General features: G+C 64.5%; 16 protein-coding genes. 12 read left to right on the top strand and 4 right to left on the bottom strand.

Annotated features, from left to right (window positions below):
• Window positions 1-34: 34 nt before the first annotated feature.
• The 4 genes from AAIH46_RS07735 to hemB form a co-directional block, all read right to left on the bottom strand.
• Window positions 35-274: an AbrB/MazE/SpoVT family DNA-binding domain-containing protein gene (locus tag AAIH46_RS07735; protein WP_430305199.1), complete on the bottom strand. Its 240-nt coding sequence runs from the start codon at window positions 272-274 to the stop codon at window positions 35-37.
• 57 nt (window positions 275-331) lie between these two features.
• Entirely contained in the window at window positions 332-1,099 is a 768-nt protein-coding gene (locus tag AAIH46_RS07730) for an arginyltransferase (RefSeq protein ID WP_430305197.1), read from the bottom strand.
• A 129-nt stretch (window positions 1,100-1,228) separates the two neighbouring features.
• On the bottom strand, window positions 1,229-1,687 hold the full coding sequence (locus AAIH46_RS07725; RefSeq protein WP_430305196.1) for an RDD family protein: 459 nt from the start codon (window positions 1,685-1,687) through the stop codon (window positions 1,229-1,231).
• Window positions 1,688-1,795: 108 nt separating this feature from the next.
• The gene (gene hemB / locus AAIH46_RS07720) at window positions 1,796-2,809 is read right to left on the bottom strand and encodes a porphobilinogen synthase (protein ID WP_430305194.1); all 1,014 of its coding nucleotides are present in this window, start codon (window positions 2,807-2,809) and stop codon (window positions 1,796-1,798) included.
• Window positions 2,810-2,942: 133 nt separating this feature from the next.
• Here hemB and AAIH46_RS07715 point away from each other — a divergent pair, with 133 nt between their 5' ends.
• From AAIH46_RS07715 to AAIH46_RS07660, 12 genes are all read left to right on the top strand, one after another.
• Entirely contained in the window at window positions 2,943-3,383 is a 441-nt protein-coding gene (locus tag AAIH46_RS07715) for a DUF6163 family protein (protein ID WP_430306515.1), read from the top strand.
• A gap of 231 nt (window positions 3,384-3,614) precedes the next feature.
• On the top strand, window positions 3,615-4,127 hold the full coding sequence (gene ldtR / locus AAIH46_RS07710; protein WP_430306514.1) for a transcriptional regulator LdtR: 513 nt from the start codon (window positions 3,615-3,617) through the stop codon (window positions 4,125-4,127).
• Between the two features lie 384 nt (window positions 4,128-4,511).
• Window positions 4,512-5,837, top strand: coding sequence for a L,D-transpeptidase family protein (locus tag AAIH46_RS07705; protein ID WP_430305192.1), 1,326 nt, complete (start codon window positions 4,512-4,514; stop codon window positions 5,835-5,837).
• A gap of 218 nt (window positions 5,838-6,055) precedes the next feature.
• Window positions 6,056-8,395, top strand: coding sequence for a DUF3772 domain-containing protein (locus tag AAIH46_RS07700; protein ID WP_430305191.1), 2,340 nt, complete (start codon window positions 6,056-6,058; stop codon window positions 8,393-8,395).
• 144 nt (window positions 8,396-8,539) lie between these two features.
• Window positions 8,540-9,829 carry a serine hydroxymethyltransferase gene (gene glyA / locus AAIH46_RS07695; RefSeq protein ID WP_430305190.1) on the top strand — a complete coding sequence of 430 codons (1,290 nt, stop codon included), beginning with the start codon at window positions 8,540-8,542 and terminating at the stop codon, window positions 9,827-9,829.
• A 13-nt stretch (window positions 9,830-9,842) separates the two neighbouring features.
• The gene (gene nrdR / locus AAIH46_RS07690; RefSeq protein ID WP_430305188.1) at window positions 9,843-10,322 is read left to right on the top strand and encodes a transcriptional regulator NrdR; all 480 of its coding nucleotides are present in this window, start codon (window positions 9,843-9,845) and stop codon (window positions 10,320-10,322) included.
• 4 nt (window positions 10,323-10,326) lie between these two features.
• Window positions 10,327-11,415: a bifunctional diaminohydroxyphosphoribosylaminopyrimidine deaminase/5-amino-6-(5-phosphoribosylamino)uracil reductase RibD gene (gene ribD, locus AAIH46_RS07685; RefSeq protein ID WP_430305187.1), complete on the top strand. Its 1,089-nt coding sequence runs from the start codon at window positions 10,327-10,329 to the stop codon at window positions 11,413-11,415.
• Window positions 11,397-12,017 carry a riboflavin synthase gene (locus AAIH46_RS07680; RefSeq protein ID WP_430305186.1) on the top strand — a complete coding sequence of 207 codons (621 nt, stop codon included), beginning with the start codon at window positions 11,397-11,399 and terminating at the stop codon, window positions 12,015-12,017. Before ribD ends, AAIH46_RS07680 begins: the two co-directional genes overlap by 19 nt.
• A gap of 236 nt (window positions 12,018-12,253) precedes the next feature.
• Entirely contained in the window at window positions 12,254-12,709 is a 456-nt protein-coding gene (gene ribH, locus AAIH46_RS07675; protein ID WP_430305184.1) for a 6,7-dimethyl-8-ribityllumazine synthase, read from the top strand.
• Window positions 12,710-12,712: 3 nt separating this feature from the next.
• Complete coding sequence (gene nusB, locus AAIH46_RS07670) at window positions 12,713-13,192, top strand: transcription antitermination factor NusB (RefSeq protein ID WP_430305182.1); 480 nt, start codon at window positions 12,713-12,715, stop codon at window positions 13,190-13,192.
• A gap of 30 nt (window positions 13,193-13,222) precedes the next feature.
• Window positions 13,223-14,449, top strand: coding sequence for an MFS transporter (locus AAIH46_RS07665; RefSeq protein WP_430305181.1), 1,227 nt, complete (start codon window positions 13,223-13,225; stop codon window positions 14,447-14,449).
• A gap of 191 nt (window positions 14,450-14,640) precedes the next feature.
• The gene (locus tag AAIH46_RS07660; protein ID WP_430305179.1) at window positions 14,641-16,779 is read left to right on the top strand and encodes a sodium-translocating pyrophosphatase; all 2,139 of its coding nucleotides are present in this window, start codon (window positions 14,641-14,643) and stop codon (window positions 16,777-16,779) included.
• Window positions 16,780-16,844 lie beyond the last annotated feature (65 nt).

Here is a 16,844-nt window from a genome sequence, read left to right as displayed (position 1 = left end):
CCGGCACCTCGTGGTGCCGGAGGCTTGTCAGCCTCTATTCGGCGAGCTTCTTCAGAGCCACCTTGTATTTTTCCATGACGACCGCGGCGGCTTCCAGTTGACGCTCCAGATCGTCCTGATCCGCAGCATTGCCACCGACGCGCTTCAAGAACCACAGGCCCACCCGTTCGCTCAATTCCAGCTGGTCGCCGGGACTCACGCCCATGCGTTTCAGAACGTCTTGAGGAATGATGATCCCTTGGGATGTACCGATGTGACAAACGTCGACGTTCATGGCTCCCTCCATTCTCACTGGTCGCAGCGATTGCTGACCGCTGCCGCATTCTACCACTTAAGGTAGCTCGCCGTCCTCATCGACGAACCGTTCCCAGCCCCTTGCAGTCAGGTGCTCCTGCGGCTGGAAACGCGTCTTGTAATGCATCTTCGCAGATCCCTTCACCCAGTAGCCGAGATAGACATGCGGCAGGCCGAGCTGGCGGGTGCGGTTGATGTGGTCGAGGATCATGAAGGTACCGAGCGACCGCCGCTCCTCATCCGGGTTGAAGAAGGAATACACCATCGACAGGCCGTCGCTCATCTGGTCGGTGAGGGCGACCGCGATCAGTTCGCCCTTCGGCTGGTCGCCGATGCCTTCGCCGGGAACGCGTTTGCGGTATTCGATGAGCCGCGTGTTGACGTGGGTGTCTTCGATCATGATCGCATAGTCGAGCGCCGACATGTCCGACATGCCGCCGCGCTGGTGGCGGTCGTCGAGATAGCGGCGGAAGAGCGAGAACTGTTCGGTCGACGGCTGGGCCGGCATCATCGTGCCGACGAGATCCGAATTGAGGGAGAGGATCCGCCGCATCGAGCGGCGCGGTATGAATTCGCCGGTCAGGATCCGCACCGAGACGCAGGCGCGGCAGCCTTCGCAGGCTGGGCGATAGGCGATGTTCTGCGACCGGCGAAAGCCTCCCTGGGTCAGGAGGTCGTTCATCTCCGCCGCGCGCGGACCCACCAGGTGTGTAAACACCTTCCGTTCAAGCTCTCCGGCAAGATAGGGGCATACTGCCGGAGCCGTCAGATAAAACTGCGGTGAGGGCGTCGCCTGAGTATTCATCCGCGAAAACCGACCTTTGCTGCCGTAAAGAGAGCGATGCCCGACACGATCGCCAACCGATCAGGATAGCATGGCGCAACTTCGCAAAACGTCAACCTTTGCAAGGGCCGCCGCCGGCAACGAAATGTGTCAGGAGGTCCGCACGACCACGGTTCCGAGCAGCAGGTCGTGGATCAGTCGCGAGCGGTCGGTAAAAAGGCCGGCGAGCAGGACGAGCGGTGTCAGCACCGAGTTGATGATCCAGAACAGCACCATGTGCACGACCGCCGTCATGAAGTCGATCCGCCTTCCGTCGAGGCGCACCATGGCGATGCCCACCGCCCGCATGCCCGGGCTCGCCTGGCCCGATCCGCCGAGCGACATGCCGAAATAGAGAAGCGCGACGATGACGAACAGCGCCGGGTAGAGGAGGAAACCGAGGCCGAGGGTCAGGATGCCGAGGAAGAACACCACGACCGCTGCCGGGATGCACAGAAGCAGCACCAGCACGTAGTCGATGATGAAGGCAAACACCCGCCGGGACAGCACGCCGCTATAGGCACGCCAGTCCTCGGGGGCGGCAACGACGGGATTGTTGTCCAACGACATCGGGGTCTCCTCGGGTTCTTCGCCGGATATAAGGATCGTCCGGTCGCACCACAATAGACCCGCGCGCGGTCGCCGCCTAGCGGCCCGATCGGCTTGGCGGCAACCGTTTCAGGCGTTTTTCAACTTCTTTGCCGCCTCTATCGAGAAATAGGTGAGGATCCCGTCACAGCCGGCGCGCTTGAAGCACAGCAGCGTCTCCATCATGATCCGCTCGCCGTCGATCCAGCCGTTCATCGCGGCTGCCTTGATCTGCGTGTACTCGCCAGACACCTGGTAGGCATAGGTCGGCAGGCCGAAGGCCTCCTTCATCCGCCAACAGATGTCGAGATAGGCGATACCGGGCTTGACCATCAGCATGTCGGCGCCTTCCTCGACGTCCATCGCCGCGTCACGCAGCGCCTCGGTGCCGTTTGCCGGGCTTATATAGTAGCTGTTCTTGTCGCCCTTCAGCAGTCCGCCGGTGTTGATCGCCTCGCGGTAGGGACCGTAATAGCCCGAGGCGAATTTCGTCGCATAGGACATGATGCCGACATCCTGGTGGCCGGCGGCATCCAGCGCCCGGCGGATCGCGCCGATGCGCCCGTCCATCATTTCGGAGGGTGCGATGATATCGGCGCCCGCATCCGCCTGCAGTACCGCCGCGCGCGCCACCTGGTCGACGGTCTCGTCGTTGACGATGTTCCCGTCGCGCAGGATGCCGTCATGTCCGTGGGAGGTGAAAGGGTCGAGCGCCACATCGGTGATGATGCCGATCTCGGGCACCGCCTTTTTCACCGCCCGGGTGAACAGGTTGATCAGGTTGTCGCGCTCGAGGATCTGCGAGCCGGTCGGGTCGCGCTTCTCCATCTCGACGTCGGGGAAGGGGGCGATCGCCGGGATGCCGAGATCGGCCGCCTCGCGGATCGCCTCGACCGCCTTGTCGACGCTCATCCGGTTGACCCCCGGCATGGCACGGATCGGATCGACGATATTTTGGCCAGGCACGATGAAGATCGGCCAGATCAGGTCGTCCACCGTCAGCCGGTTTTCCTGGGTCAGGCGCCGCGTCCAGTCGGCCTTCCTGTTGCGGCGCATCCGCCGATGGCCGGTGATGGTGTCCACGAGATGGGTCTTGTCGTTCATGACGGGCCTCTTTGGTCTTTTCTTCCGCACGGTGTCGATGTCGAACGCGACTTATCATGCCGCGCCGGTGTTTGCGAAGGGACAGGCTGCCGCACCGCTGGCAAGCCGTTGGAAAGCCCGCTATCTTCGCCGCATGGAACCTGATTCACATGTCACGCCGAAATCCAGCCTCGTCGAGATCCTGTTCGTGGTCTTTCTCCGGCTGACCGCTATCCTGTGCTTCTGGTTCGGCCTGCAGTACTGGGCCATGCTGGTGGGCTACAGCTTCGACGGGCGGGCCCGCTTCGATCTTCTGAGCCTGCCGTGGCGCGTCGCCGCTTCGGCGCTTGCCGTCGCCTATCCCGTCGTCTCGCTCGGCCTCTGGCTTGCAACCTCCTGGGGTGCGGTCCTGTGGGTCATGGCGGCGGGAGCGCAATTGCTGATGTACCGGGTCTGGCCGGAAATCTACGGCCACAACGTTATCGTGCCGCTGCTGCACGGGCTGGTCGCCGCCCTCTATATCGTCTTCCGACTGGCTCTCTGGCTGGAGGAAAAGCGCAAGATGGAAGAGCGGGTAAGGGTTGATTTACCCTGATTTCTAAGCTTTGACGGCCCTGTTGACGGCAGTTTTTGCGCCTAACCAACTGATTTTATTGAGGTCAAATACCCGAGCGCAGCACCTGTCAGCGATTCGCGGCGTTTCGCCTGTGGGCATTAAGCAGCTGTTAGCCGTGTGTTTTAAGTCGAATTTTATGCGCATTCGATAGTGTCACTCACAAGGCGGGAAGAAACAGACACCGCCAAACAAAACAGTGAGGCAGACATGTTGAACACCAAGATCAAGCCGCAGGCAACCGCAGCAGCCGAGACCCACGACGACGCCATCCGCAACCTGTACATGGAATCGCTCCACCTGGTTGAACGTCTTCACCGCCGTCTGCTGGACGTCATCAAGGACGAGTTCGACCGCCAGGGTCGCGACGATGTCAACGCCGTCCAGGCACTCCTCCTCTTCAACATCGGCAATTCCGAACTGACCGCCGGCGAGCTTCGCTCCCGCGGCTACTACCTGGGCTCCAACGTTTCGTACAACGTCAAGAAGCTCGTCGATCTCGGCCTCATCAACCACCAGAAGTCGCGCATCGACCGTCGCTCGGTCCGCATCAGCCTGACCAAGTCCGGTCAGGAAATCGCCGAAGTCGTCGCCAAGCTCTACGAACGCCACATCGGCTCGATCGAAAAGGTCGGCGGCATCGGCGAAAGCGAGTTCGGCCAGATGAACAAGCTGCTCCAGCGCCTCGACCGCTTCTGGAACGACTCGATCGCCTACCGCATGTGAGGCCCCGGCCGCCACGGGTCTGATCCACCGGTCCCGCGTCGCTGCACTCCCAGAAATACCTCCAGTTCCGATCAAAACCGGATGCGTTCCCTGCGCGTCCGGTTTTCTCGCGTTTGCGCGCGGTGCAGGGCGCCGGGCTGTCGCGTCAGGGTCACGCGGCAACACGTGGATGTGAGACGCCGCCTCCTGACAAGAATTGGCCATATTGCTATGGGACCGCCAGAGGCAGTTGTAGCGCGTGGAAGCGAGCCGTCCGGACCTTGTCCGCGTGCGGATGCGCCGAGATTGGACAATGCGGGCTTTTGGCCTTTCCCGCACGACGCTTTATTAACCATATCGCTGTAGGCACTGTCCGATGTGCTTGCGGATAACATGGATCGAATGATGTCGAAAAAGAGCGAATCCGAACTTGTTTCCCGCCGGACCCTGCTGCGGTCTGCCGTCTCCCTTGGAGCGGCCACGCTTGCTGCACCGGCTCTGGCGCAGGATGCCCTCCAGGGGCTGATCTCGTCGCCGCGCCGCGGCACGTGGGATGATCAGTTCGATGGTGGGACATCGCGTTCGGCTGTCGGCGTCACGTCCAACAATCCCGTCCTCGGCCCGACCGGCCCTGCCAATATCCAGCAGGCGATCGCGCAGTACCAGGACATCGTCCAGAACGGCGGCTGGCCGGAAGTCAACTCGCAGCAGACGCTGCGCATCGGCGTCAGCGATCCGGCGGTCCAGCAGCTGCGCCAGCGCCTGATGATCGCCGGCGACCTGCCGCGCGAAGCGGGCATCTCCAGCGCCTTCGACAGCTATGTCGACGGTGCCGTCAAGCGCTTCCAGGCCCGCCACGGCCTGCCGGCCGACGGCGTCCTCGGTGAGTATTCGGTCAAGGCGATGAACATTCCGGCGCAGACGCGCCTGATGCAGCTTGAGACCAACCTTGTGCGCCTGCAGTCGATGGCCGGCGATCTCGGCAACCGCTACATGATGGTCAACATTCCGGCAGCCTATGTGGAGGCCGTTGAGAACGATCGCGTCGCGTTGCGCAACACCGCTGTCGTCGGCCGCATCGACCGACCGACGCATGCCATCAACTCGAAGGTCTACGAGGTCATCCTCAACCCCTACTGGACGGCACCTCGCTCGATCGTCGAGAAGGACATCGTGCCGCTGATGCGCAAGGATCCGACCTACCTGACGCGCAACAACATTCGTCTGTTCGACGGCAGGGGTCAGGAAGTGGCGCCGGAAACCGTCGACTGGAATGCGCCGAAGGCACCGAACCTGATGTTCCGCCAGGACCCGGGCAAGATCAACGCCATGGCCTCGACGAAGATCAACTTCCACAATCCGAACAACGAATACATGCACGACACGCCCCAGCAGGGCCTGTTCAACAAGCTGATGCGGTTCGAATCGTCCGGCTGCATGCGCGTCCAGAACGTCCGCGACCTGGTCACCTGGCTGCTGCGCGATACGCCCGGCTGGTCGCGCCAGGAAATCGAGCGGGTCATCAACGCCCGCCAGAACACGCCGATCAAGCTGGCCCAGGAAGTGCCGGTCTACATCGTCTACATCACCGCATGGTCGGCGAAGGACCGCGTCGTGCAGTTCCGCGACGACATCTACCAGCGCGACGGCAATCAGGAGCTGGCGCTGCAGACGACCACCGGTATCGAGAAGTCGGCCGGCTCGATCGACGACGACATGCTGCCGCAATAAGCGACGGAACATGGATTTCAGGAAAAGGCGGACCTTCGGGTTCGCCTTTTTTTGTGCTGGCGGACAGGATGCTCGTCGCAGGATGGGTCTCTGTGCGAGCGGTGCGGAGGCTGCGGGTGGACCGCCGGTTGCGGCGGCGCCTCGCTTCTGCTTCATTCGGCCAGGGCCGATCCGCTGGGGGAGCGGCGCACGCCGCCTCTCAAGGATCGATCCCGTCGATGATGCCTGTCCGTCGCCCATTTCTGCCGCTGCGCTGCGGCGCGGTCCTGGCCCTGTTCCTGGCGCTTTCCTTCCTACCGGCACCCGGTGTCTCTGCCCAGCAGACTGCGGCTCCGCCTCTGCCGGCCGCATCGCCGGCCGACCCGCAGGCGCAGATCGCCGAATGGGAGCGGACAGCGACCCGTGGCGAAGAAGCGCTGCAGGCGGGCAGGGCCTCGACGGAGGAACTGGAGATCTTGCGGCAGGAGCTTGCCGAGCAGCGTGCTCAAGCCGAGACGATCGCCGATTCCGGCCATGTCGTGATCCGCGTCCTGAAGGCGCAGGTTGCGACCCTGGGACCTGCGCCGGCCAAGGATCAGACCGAGCCCGAGCCGCTGGCCGCCCGGCGCAAGCAGCTGACCGAGACGCTGTCGCGCGCCGAGGAGCCGGCGATTGCCGCCCGGCTCGCCTTTGCCCGCGCCAACGTCCTCATAGAGGAGCTCGATGCGCTGGTTCGCTCGCGCTCGACGAGCGATCTGCTGGCGCAGAAGCCGTCCCCGCTCATGCCCTCGAGCTGGAGCGCCGCCGGGTCGGATCTCGTCCGCTACTACACCAAGGTCAGGCAAGACACGATTCGGCCGCGGACGCAGGATGGTGAACCGGTTGCCCCCTTCGAGAACAGGCTGTTGCCCGCAGCCCTTCTGGCGCTCGCCGCGCTGCTCGTGCCGGTCGGCCTCGGTCACCTCGTGCTCTCCCGGCTGGAACGCCGGGTTCGCGGTAGCCCGGGCTCCTCGACCTTTCTCGTCCAGGTCGCCGGCATTCATCTCCTACGGCTGATCTTCGGCCTCCTTGCAGCGTCGATGCTGCTGCTGGCGCTCGTGCTGCTGGAAATCGGGCCGACCAGCGCCGAAGGACTGTCTGCGGCCGTCATCGTATCGTTTTTCATCTTCCTTCTGGCTGCCTGGATCGGCAGCATCCTGTTTTCCCCGCAGCAGCCGCTGATCCGCCTGCTGCATCTCGGAGACCGCTCGGCGCGGGCCTGCTACTGGCTTGGTATAGCGTTTGCCGCGTCGCTGACGGCAGAGGCGATCGTCGATGGTGCAGGCGAGGATCTCGCCTTCTCGCCGGCCGGGCTCGCGGCGCTGCAGGGCGTCAGCATCGTCATTGGCACGATTGTGCTCGCCGGTCTCGCCCGCGTCCTGCTGTCGGTCGCCGACGAATTGCACCAAAGCGCCGGCGCTGACGACGACAATCCGCTCGGACCTGGTTTCTTCACCGTGTGCGCACGACTGATGCAGGTTCTCGCCGTGCTGTCGCTGGTGGCCGCGGCGCTCGGTTACGTGCCGCTTGCGCGGGCAGCACTCGCGCCGCTGATGGGAAGTGTTGCCGTGTTCGGGCTCGCCTTCATCCTGCATTATGCGCTGATGGTGCCGGTGAGGGGCGGCTTCCGCCGGCAGGAATCGACGGCAGCGCTGGTCTCGATGCTGCTCGGCGTCGTCATCGTGCTGCTCTGCGTACCGCTCCTGGCACTGATCTGGGGGGCTCGCACGGCGGAGGTGTCGGAGGTCTGGCGGATCATCCAGAACGGCATCGATATCGGTGGCGCAAGGCTGTCGCCCAAGGTGTTCCTCGTCCTCGTCGTCAGCTTCCTCGTCGGCCTGTTCCTCACCCGCTGGATCCAGCGGATCGTCGACCGCGTCGTGCTGCCAAAGACCCGCATCGATCGCGGCGCCCGCAACGCCGTCAATACCGGTGTCGGCTATGTCGGGGTCATCCTCTCGGCGCTCATCGCCATCTCGGCCGCCGGCCTTGATCTCTCCAACCTCGCCATCATCGCCGGCGCGCTGTCGGTGGGCGTCGGCTTCGGCATGCAGGCCGTCGTGTCGAACTTTGTCTCCGGCATCATCCTGCTCGTCGAGCGGCCGATCAAGGAAGGCGACTGGATCGAGGTCTCGGGGTTCTCCGGCGTCGTGCGCAAGATTGCGGTGCGATCGACGCGCATCGAGACGTTCGACCGTCACGACGTCATCATTCCGAACGCAGACCTGATCTCCGGCACCGTCAAGAACAGGACGCTGAGTTCACGCATCGGCCGCATCGTCATTCCGTTGACGATCGCGACCGACGTGGATGTCGAGCGGGCGAGGGGGCTGCTGCTGTCCGTGGCGCGACAGAACGGCGCAATCCTGCCCACGCCGGAGCCGCGGGTCTTCCTCACCCGGATCGGCGGCGGCGGTCGCGACTTCGAGTTTCACTGCTTCCTGCGCGACGTCGGGTCCGAGGTGGCGACGCGTTCCGACCTGCTTTTTGCGCTGAACGCGGCCTTCGAGCGTGAGGGGTTGGCGGCAGCGCTTACCTGATCCACCGGCCTCAAGTTCGCTTGGCAAACCCGCGCCGATCCGCCCGACGCGCCATCAGGCCTGCAAATGTCGCTCGCCGTATTGCCCTCGGCAGGGCAGGCGGCTATGACCCCTTCGCATCAGTTTCCTTCAAGGAGCCCCTTCATGTCGCATAGAGATGCATTCTTCTCCCGTTCGCTTGCCGAAACCGATCCGGATATCTTTGGCGCGATCGAGAAGGAACTGGGCCGTCAGCGCCACGAGATCGAACTGATCGCCTCGGAGAACATCGTGTCGCGCGCCGTGCTCGAAGCTCAGGGCTCGATCATGACCAACAAGTATGCCGAAGGCTATCCGGGCAAGCGCTATTACGGCGGCTGCCAGTTCGTCGATATCGCCGAGGAACTCGCGATCGACCGCGCCAAGAAGCTGTTCGGCGTCAATTTCGCCAACGTCCAGCCGAATTCCGGCAGCCAGATGAACCAGGCGGTGTTCCTGGCGCTGCTGCAGCCCGGCGACACCTTCATGGGTCTTGATCTGAACTCCGGCGGTCACCTGACCCACGGCTCGCCAGTCAACATGTCCGGCAAGTGGTTCAACGTCGTCTCCTACGGCGTGCGCGAAGACGACCACCAGCTCGACATGGATGAGGTCGCTCGCAAGGCCGAGGAGCACAAGCCGAAGCTGATCATCGCCGGCGGAACCGCCTATTCGCGCATCTGGGACTGGAAACGTTTCCGCGAGATCGCCGATTCGGTCGGCGCCTACCTGATGGTCGATATGGCGCACATCGCGGGCCTGGTTGCCGGCGATCAGCATCCGTCGCCGTTCCCGCATTGCCACGTCGCCACCACCACCACCCACAAGTCACTGCGCGGCCCGCGCGGCGGCATGATCCTTACCAATGACGAGGGTCTGGCGAAGAAGTTCAATTCTGCCGTCTTCCCTGGCCTCCAGGGCGGGCCGCTGATGCATGTCATCGCCGCCAAGGCGGTAGCCTTCGGTGAAGCACTGCAGCCCGAGTTCAAGGATTACGCCGCGCAGATCGTCAAGAACGCCAAGGCGCTCTCAGACACGCTCGTCAAGGGCGGGCTCGACATCGTTTCCGGCGGCACCGACAACCACCTGATGCTCGTCGACCTGCGCAAGAAGAACGCCACCGGCAAGCGCGCCGAGGCGGCACTCGGTCGCGCCTTCATCACCTGCAACAAGAACGGCATTCCCTTCGATCCGGAAAAGCCCTTCGTCACCTCCGGCGTCCGCCTCGGCACGCCGGCCGGCACGACGCGCGGCTTCAAGGAAGCCGAGTTCATCGAGATCGGCAACCTGATCGTCGAGACGCTCGACGGACTGAAGGTTGCCAATTCCGACGAGGGCAATTCTGCCGTCGAAGCCTCGGTGCGCGGCAAGGTCATGTCGCTGACCGAACGCTTCCCGATGTACCCCTACATGTAAGGACCACGGTTCGATGCGCTGCCCCTATTGCGGTTCCGAAGACACGCAGGTCAAGGACTCGCGTCCGGCGGAGGATTTCACCTCCATCCGCCGGCGGCGCATCTGCCCGGATTGCGGCGGGCGCTTCACCACCTTCGAGCGGGTCCAGCTGCGCGAACTGATGGTGACCAAGAAGACCGGCCGCAAGGTTCCGTTCGATCGCAACAAGCTGGTGCGGTCGTTCCAGATTGCCCTGCGCAAGCGGCCGGTCGACAACGACCGGATCGAGCGCGCCGTCTCGGGTATCGTCCGGCGGCTGGAAAGCTCCGGCGAAAGCGAGATTTCGTCCGAGCAGATCGGCCTGCAGGTGCTGGAGGCGCTGAAGAGCCTCGATGACGTGGCTTTCGTCCGCTACGCCTCAGTCTATCGCGATTTCAGCCACGCCGAGGATTTCGAAAAGGTCATCGCCGAGATCAGCGCCCGCATCGGACGCGACAGCAAGGTGGATCCTTAAAGCGATGGGCGTGACGCCCGAAGATCGGCGGTTCATGGCGGCCGCCATCCGGCTGTCGCGCCAGCATACCGGCCTGACTTCGACCAATCCGTCGGTCGGCTGCCTCGTCGTCAAGGACGGCACCATCCTCGCGTCGGCCGTCACCGCAGTCGGCGGTCGTCCGCACGCAGAAACCCAGGCGCTGGCACTGGCCGGCGAGGGCGCGCGCGGCGCAACCGTCTATGTGACGCTCGAACCCTGCTCGCACTGGGGCAAGACCCCACCCTGCGCCGATGCGCTGGTGGCCGCCGGCGTCGCCCGGGTCGTCATCAGCCTCACCGATCCTGATCCGCGCGTCTCGGGCCGCGGCATCGCCATTCTTGACGCCGCCGGCATCGCCGTCGAGTGCGGGGTGCTGGAGGAAGACGGTCGCCGGGCACTGCAGGCCTACCTCATGCGCCACCGGCACGGTCGCCCGCACGTGACGCTGAAGCTCGCCGTCTCGAAGGACGGCAAGATCGGCCGCACCGGCCACGGCCAGGTGGCGATCACCGGCCCCGTGTCGCGCGCCCAGGTGCAGGTGCTGCGCGCCGAGATGGACGCCATCCTTGTCGGCATCGGAACGGCGCTCGCCGACGATCCGGAGCTGACGGTGCGGCTCGACGGTCTGCAGGATCGGTCGCCGGTGCGCATTGTGCTGGACCGCCGGCTGCGTCTGCCGCTCACCTCGAAACTGGTCGCCACGGCCCGCCAGGTGCCGGTGATCGTCGTCGGCGATGGACCGGCGGAAAATGCCCTGGCGCTTGCTGAGGCGGGGGTCGAGATCATCGGGGCCGCCGATCTCCCGCGGCTGCTGTCCGCGCTCGCCGCCCGCGGGCTGTCGTCACTCCTCGTCGAAGGCGGCGCCTCGGTTGCCCGGTCGTTCCTCGATGCCGGACTGGTCGACCGCATCCTGCTGTTCGAGGGGAATGTGCTGGTCGGCGAGGGCGGGATTGAATCACCGCTCGTCCATGACGATATGCCGCCTGGGTTCAGGCTCGTGCGCGCCGATCGCTTCGGCGACGATCGCTGCTGCGACTATGAAAGGACGTTTGAATGTTCACCGGTATCGTGACCGACGTCGGCACCGTTTCCGAACGGGTGCCGCTGGATGAAGGCATCAGGCTGCGTATCGCGACCGCCTACGATCCGGCGACCATCGATATCGGCGCCTCCATCTCGCATGGCGGCGTCTGCCTCACAGTGACGCGGCGGGCCGAGGATGGCAGCAATGCGCGCTGGTACGAGGTGGAGGCCTGGGAAGAGGCGCTGCGGCTGACGACGATCGCCGGCTGGGAGACGGGCACCCGTGTCAACCTTGAGCGGGCGCTGAAGATCGGCGACGAGCTCGGCGGCCACATCGTTTCCGGCCATGTCGACGGCAAGGCCGAAATCCTGTCAATTGCGGCGGAAGGCGAGGCGGTCCGCATCCGCCTGCGCGCACCCCAGGCGCTCGCCCGGTTCGTTGCCCCGAAGGGATCCGTGGCCCTCGACGGCACGTCGCTGACGGTCAACGCCGTCGATGGTACCGATTTCGACGTGCTGCTGATCCGCCATACGCTGGAAGTTACCACCTGGGGCGACCGCAAGACCGGCGACTTCGTCAACTTCGAGGTCGATACCATGGCACGCTACGCCGCCCGCCTCGCCGAATTCCCGTCCGCTGCCGCCGGCTGATCTCGCCGCTGGTGTCCACCGGCGACGGCGTCCGCCGCCATAATCATGTTCCGGCATGCAACGACGCACGCGCAAGCTGGTTCTGAATCGGATGATGCTTTGCGCCGCGACGCAACGGTTGCAACAGCGGCCGGGCAGGGCCTCGCGTGAAAATCGCTTGCCAAGCCGCGCCTGCCGTGGTTTGACCGCGCCAATTCCCAACAGCTTAAATCGCCGAATTGCGACCAGGACGATCCATGACCGATTCTTTGAAGCCCCACCTCCTCATCGTCGAAGCACGCTTCTACGACGACATGGCCGATGCGCTGCTCGACGGCGCAACCTCGGCGCTGCAGGCGGCAGGCGCGACCTATGATGTGGTGACGGTTCCGGGTGCCCTCGAAATCCCGCCGGCGATTGCCATGGCGCTGGATGCGGCCGAACAGGGCGGCGTCAACTATGACGGCTTCGTCGCGCTCGGCATGGTCATCCGCGGCGAGACCTACCACTTCGACATCGTCTCGAACGAATCTTCGCGGGCGCTGATGGATCTGGCCGTCTCGGAATCGCTTGCCATCGGCAACGGCATCATGACCGTCGAGAACGATGAGCAGGCGTGGGCGCGGGTGCGCAAGTCCGAGAAGGACAAGGGTGGGTTCGCTGCGCGCGCGGCGCTGACGATGATCGAATTGCGTGAAAAACTGGGTGCCTGATCCATGTCCAAGGACCTGCAGCAGCCGGTAAAGCCGGCAAACCAGCGTGGTGCGGCCCGTCTCGCGGCCGTTCAGGCGCTTTACCAGATGGATATCGGCGGCACCGGCGTGCTGGAGATCGTCGCCGAATACGAGGAGCACCGGCTCGGCCAGGAGCTCGACGGCGACACCTATCTGAAGGCGGACCCCTCGTGGTTCCGCTCGATCGTTGCCGGCGTCGTACGCGACCAGGTGAAGATCGACCCGCTGATCCGCTCGGCTCTCCAGGAAAGCTGGCCGCTGTCGCGCCTCGATTCGACGCTGCGCGCCATTCTGCGTGCCGGCACCTTCGAGATCACCGAGCGCAAGGACGTGCCGGTTCCGGTCATCGTCACCGAATATGTCGAGATCGCCCAGGCCTTTTTCGAGGGCGAGGAGCCGAAGATCGTCAATGCCGTGCTGGACAGGCTGGCCAAGCAGATCCGCGGCGAGACCAAGAAGTAGCGGCACCCCATCAACGGCGGGACTGAAGCCATGGACGGCACTACCGGCAACGGTCTCGACAGGCAGCTGCGCTCAGCCCGCCGCAACGTCGCGTTCCTCGCAGGCGCCCAGGCGATCCTCGGGTCGGCAGCCCCGCTTTCGATTTCCGTCGGATCGCTTGCCGGCTACCAGTTGCTGGCGGCCGACAAGTCGCTGGCGACCGCCCCCGTCACCGGCTTCAACGTCGGCACGGCGCTCGGCGCCATCGGCATCGCATTCCTGTCCCGCTTCCTCGGTCGCAAGGCGGCCTTCATCAGTGGCGCCATCATCGCGGCGCTCGGCGGCGTCCTTGCGACGATCGCGCTCCTGCGCAGCAATTTCTGGCTGTTTGCCGTCTCGTTGCTGGTGATCGGCATCAGCAGCGGCTTCACCCAGAAGATCCGCTTTGCTGCCGCCGATGCCTCGCCGTCCAGCTTCAAGCCCAAGGCGATCTCCTGGATCCTCGGCGCCGGCATCGTCTCGGCTATCATCGGCCCGCAGCTGGCAATCTGGGCGAAGGACCTGTTTGCGCCGTTCACCTTTGCCGGCACGTTCCTCGCGCTGCTGCCGCTCGGCCTCATCGCCATCGTCATCCTGTCCTTCCTCAAGCTGCCGGAAATGAAGAAGGCGTCCGACGCCACGGTGCCCGCCCGGCCACTGCGCGAGATCGTCACCACCCAGCGCTTCCTCACCGGCATGATCTGCGGCATCGGCACCTATGCGCTGATGAGCTTCGTCATGACCGGCGCGCCGCTCGCCATGGTCATCGGCTGCGGATTTCCGACCGAGCTTGCGACGCTCGGAATCCAATGGCACGTGCTCGCCATGTTCGGCCCGAGCTTCTTCACCGGCATGATCATCGCTCGCGTCGGCGCCGAGCGTGTCGTGGCGCTCGGTCTGGTGACGTTGATGGCTTGCGCCGTCGTCGCCCATCTCGGGATCGAGCTGTGGAACTTCTGGGGCGCGCTGGTGCTGCTCGGCATCGGCTGGAACTTCGGCTTCATCGGCTCGACGGCGATCGTCGCCTCGACCTACCGTCCGCACGAGGCCGACAAGGTGCAGGGTTTCCACGATATCTTCCTGTTCGGCTTCGTCGCGCTGTCGTCCTTCTCGTCGGGCAAGGTGTATGAGTCGCAGGGCTGGTCGTTCATGAACCTGGTCATCTGGCCGGTGGCCATTGGCTGCCTGATCCTGCTGGCGGCGCTGATGCTGCGCAGGAAGCCGGCCGCTGCGGCCTAAGCCTCTCTAACTCCTTCAACTTCCGTCACGGATCGACGTCGCTGGCACAGCCTTTCCGGGTGGCCCCTTGACGCCATTTCCAAGCGCCCGCAATCTCCCTCGCGAAGGCCGGCCAAACTCCTTGGGAGGGGAGACGCTGCCTTACGGTCCGGCGCATCATTGCGGCCGGCTTTTGGGAGAGGAAGAAGCGTATGACAGTTCTACTGGGTGTGATCGTCTGCGGCCTCCTGTCGGTGGTTTACGCCGGCTGGGCAACACGGTCGGTTCTTGCCGCGGACCAGGGTAATCAGCGCATGCAGGTAATCGCCGGCTATATCCGGGAAGGCGCACAGGCCTACCTGACGCGTCAATACATGACCATTGCGATCGTCGGGGCGGTCGTCGCCATCGGCACCTGGCTGCTCCTGTCGGGCCTCGCAGCGGTCGGCTTCATCATCGGCGCCGTCCTTTCGGGGGCAGCCGGCTTCATCGGCATGCACGTCTCGGTGCGCGCCAACGTCCGCACCGCCCAGGCGTCCTCGCACAGCCTCGCCGCCGGCCTCGACATTGCCTTCAAGTCGGGCGCCATCACCGGCATGCTGGTGGCGGGCCTCGCACTGCTCGGCGTCTCCATCTACTACGCGATCCTCGTCTACGGCTTCGGCAACGCGCCCGGCAGCCGGCATGTGATCGACGCGCTCGTGGCGCTCGGATTCGGCGCCTCGCTGATCTCGATCTTCGCCCGGCTCGGCGGCGGCATCTTTACCAAGGGCGCCGACGTCGGCGGCGACCTGGTCGGCAAGGTGGAAGCCGGCATTCCGGAGGACGATCCGCGCAACCCGGCAACCATCGCCGATAACGTCGGCGACAATGTCGGCGATTGCGCCGGCATGGCAGCCGACCTGTTCGAGACCTATGCGGTCTCGGTCGTCGCCACCATGGTGCTTGCGGCGATCTTCTTTGCCGGCGTTCCGACGCTTGGCGTCATCATGGTCTATCCGCTGGCCATCTGCGCCGTCTGCATCATCACCTCGATCATCGGCACCTTCTTCGTCAAGCTCGGCACCAACGGGTCGATCATGGGCGCCCTCTACAAGGGCCTGATTGTCACCGGCCTGCTGTCGATCGTCGGCCTTGCAGTCGCCACCTCGCTGACCATCGGCTGGGGCTCAATCGGCGCCGTCGCCGGCATGGATATCACCGGCACCAACCTGTTCTTCTGCGGCATCCTCGGTCTTGTCGTCACGGCGCTGATCGTGGTGATCACCGAATACTACACCGGCACCAACAAGCGGCCGGTCAACTCCATCGCCCAGGCCTCTGTCACCGGTCACGGCACCAATGTCATCCAGGGGCTGGCGGTCTCGCTTGAATCGACGGCCCTGCCGGCGATCGTCATCATCGGCGGCATCATCTCCACCTACCAGCTTGCGGGGCTGTTTGGCACCGGCATCGCGGTCACGGCCATGCTCGGGCTTGCGGGCATGATCGTCGCGCTCGATGCATTTGGCCCGGTCACGGACAATGCCGGCGGCATCGCCGAAATGGCGGAACTGCCGCCGGAAGTGCGCAAGACCACCGATGCGCTGGATGCGGTCGGCAACACCACCAAGGCGGTCACCAAGGGCTATGCGATCGGTTCCGCCGGCCTTGGCGCGCTGGTGCTGTTCGCCGCCTATTCCAACGACCTCAGCTACTTCGCCGCAAACGGCGCGCAATATCCCTATTTCGCCGATGTCGGCGAGATCTCCTTCAGCCTTGCCAACCCTTACGTCGTCGCCGGACTGATCTTCGGCGGCCTCATCCCCTACCTGTTCGGCGGCATGGCGATGACCGCCGTCGGCCGCGCCGCAAGCTCGATCGTCGAGGAAGTCCGCATCCAGTTCCGCAACCACCCCGGCATCATGCTGGGTACCGAGAAGCCTGACTACGGACGCGCCGTCGACATCCTGACGCGTGCAGCCATCCGCGAGATGATCCTGCCGTCGCTGCTGCCGGTGCTGGCGCCCATCGTCGTCTATTTCGGCGTGCTGGTGATTTCCGGCTCCAAGGCCTCGGCCTTCGCGGCGCTCGGTGCCTCGCTGCTCGGGGTCATCATCAACGGCCTGTTCGTGGCGATCTCGATGACCTCCGGCGGTGGCGCCTGGGACAATGCCAAGAAGAGTTTCGAGGATGGCTTCGTCGACAAGGACGGCAACCGCCACATGAAGGGATCGGAAGCCCACAAGGCCTCCGTCACCGGTGATACGGTCGGTGACCCCTACAAGGATACGGCGGGCCCGGCCGTCAATCCGGCGATCAAGATCACCAATATCGTGGCGCTCCTGCTGCTGGCGGTGCTGGCGGCCTGAGGCCAAGACCTGCAGCCATAGCCTGAAACGGAAGAACCCGCGGCACATGCCGCGGGTTCTTGTAT

It is taken from the genome of Rhizobium sp. 0TCS1.26 (assembly GCF_050455525.1).
In the GTDB taxonomy this organism is placed as follows: Bacteria; Pseudomonadota; Alphaproteobacteria; order Rhizobiales; family Rhizobiaceae; genus Neorhizobium.
Note: the sequence above shows the minus strand (reverse complement) of the source record. Positions and strands in the feature narration are given on the sequence as shown.

What these genes read in the sequence shown, in the direction of transcription:
- AAIH46_RS07735 (WP_430305199.1), bottom strand. Translation starts at nt 274, where the DNA reads ATGAACGTCGACGTTTGTCACATCGGTACATCCCAAGGGATCATCATT.
- AAIH46_RS07730 (WP_430305197.1), bottom strand. Translation starts at nt 1,099, where the DNA reads ATGAATACTCAGGCGACGCCCTCACCGCAGTTTTATCTGACGGCTCCG.
- AAIH46_RS07725 (WP_430305196.1), bottom strand. Translation starts at nt 1,687, where the DNA reads ATGTCGTTGGACAACAATCCCGTCGTTGCCGCCCCCGAGGACTGGCGT.
- hemB (WP_430305194.1), bottom strand. Translation starts at nt 2,809, where the DNA reads ATGAACGACAAGACCCATCTCGTGGACACCATCACCGGCCATCGGCGG.
- AAIH46_RS07715 (WP_430306515.1), top strand. Translation starts at nt 2,943, where the DNA reads ATGGAACCTGATTCACATGTCACGCCGAAATCCAGCCTCGTCGAGATC.
- AAIH46_RS07705 (WP_430305192.1), top strand. Translation starts at nt 4,512, where the DNA reads ATGTCGAAAAAGAGCGAATCCGAACTTGTTTCCCGCCGGACCCTGCTG.
- AAIH46_RS07700 (WP_430305191.1), top strand. Translation starts at nt 6,056, where the DNA reads ATGATGCCTGTCCGTCGCCCATTTCTGCCGCTGCGCTGCGGCGCGGTC.
- glyA (WP_430305190.1), top strand. Translation starts at nt 8,540, where the DNA reads ATGTCGCATAGAGATGCATTCTTCTCCCGTTCGCTTGCCGAAACCGAT.
- nrdR (WP_430305188.1), top strand. Translation starts at nt 9,843, where the DNA reads ATGCGCTGCCCCTATTGCGGTTCCGAAGACACGCAGGTCAAGGACTCG.
- ribD (WP_430305187.1), top strand. Translation starts at nt 10,327, where the DNA reads ATGGGCGTGACGCCCGAAGATCGGCGGTTCATGGCGGCCGCCATCCGG.
- AAIH46_RS07680 (WP_430305186.1), top strand. Translation starts at nt 11,397, where the DNA reads ATGTTCACCGGTATCGTGACCGACGTCGGCACCGTTTCCGAACGGGTG.
- ribH (WP_430305184.1), top strand. Translation starts at nt 12,254, where the DNA reads ATGACCGATTCTTTGAAGCCCCACCTCCTCATCGTCGAAGCACGCTTC.
- nusB (WP_430305182.1), top strand. Translation starts at nt 12,713, where the DNA reads ATGTCCAAGGACCTGCAGCAGCCGGTAAAGCCGGCAAACCAGCGTGGT.
- AAIH46_RS07665 (WP_430305181.1), top strand. Translation starts at nt 13,223, where the DNA reads ATGGACGGCACTACCGGCAACGGTCTCGACAGGCAGCTGCGCTCAGCC.
- AAIH46_RS07660 (WP_430305179.1), top strand. Translation starts at nt 14,641, where the DNA reads ATGACAGTTCTACTGGGTGTGATCGTCTGCGGCCTCCTGTCGGTGGTT.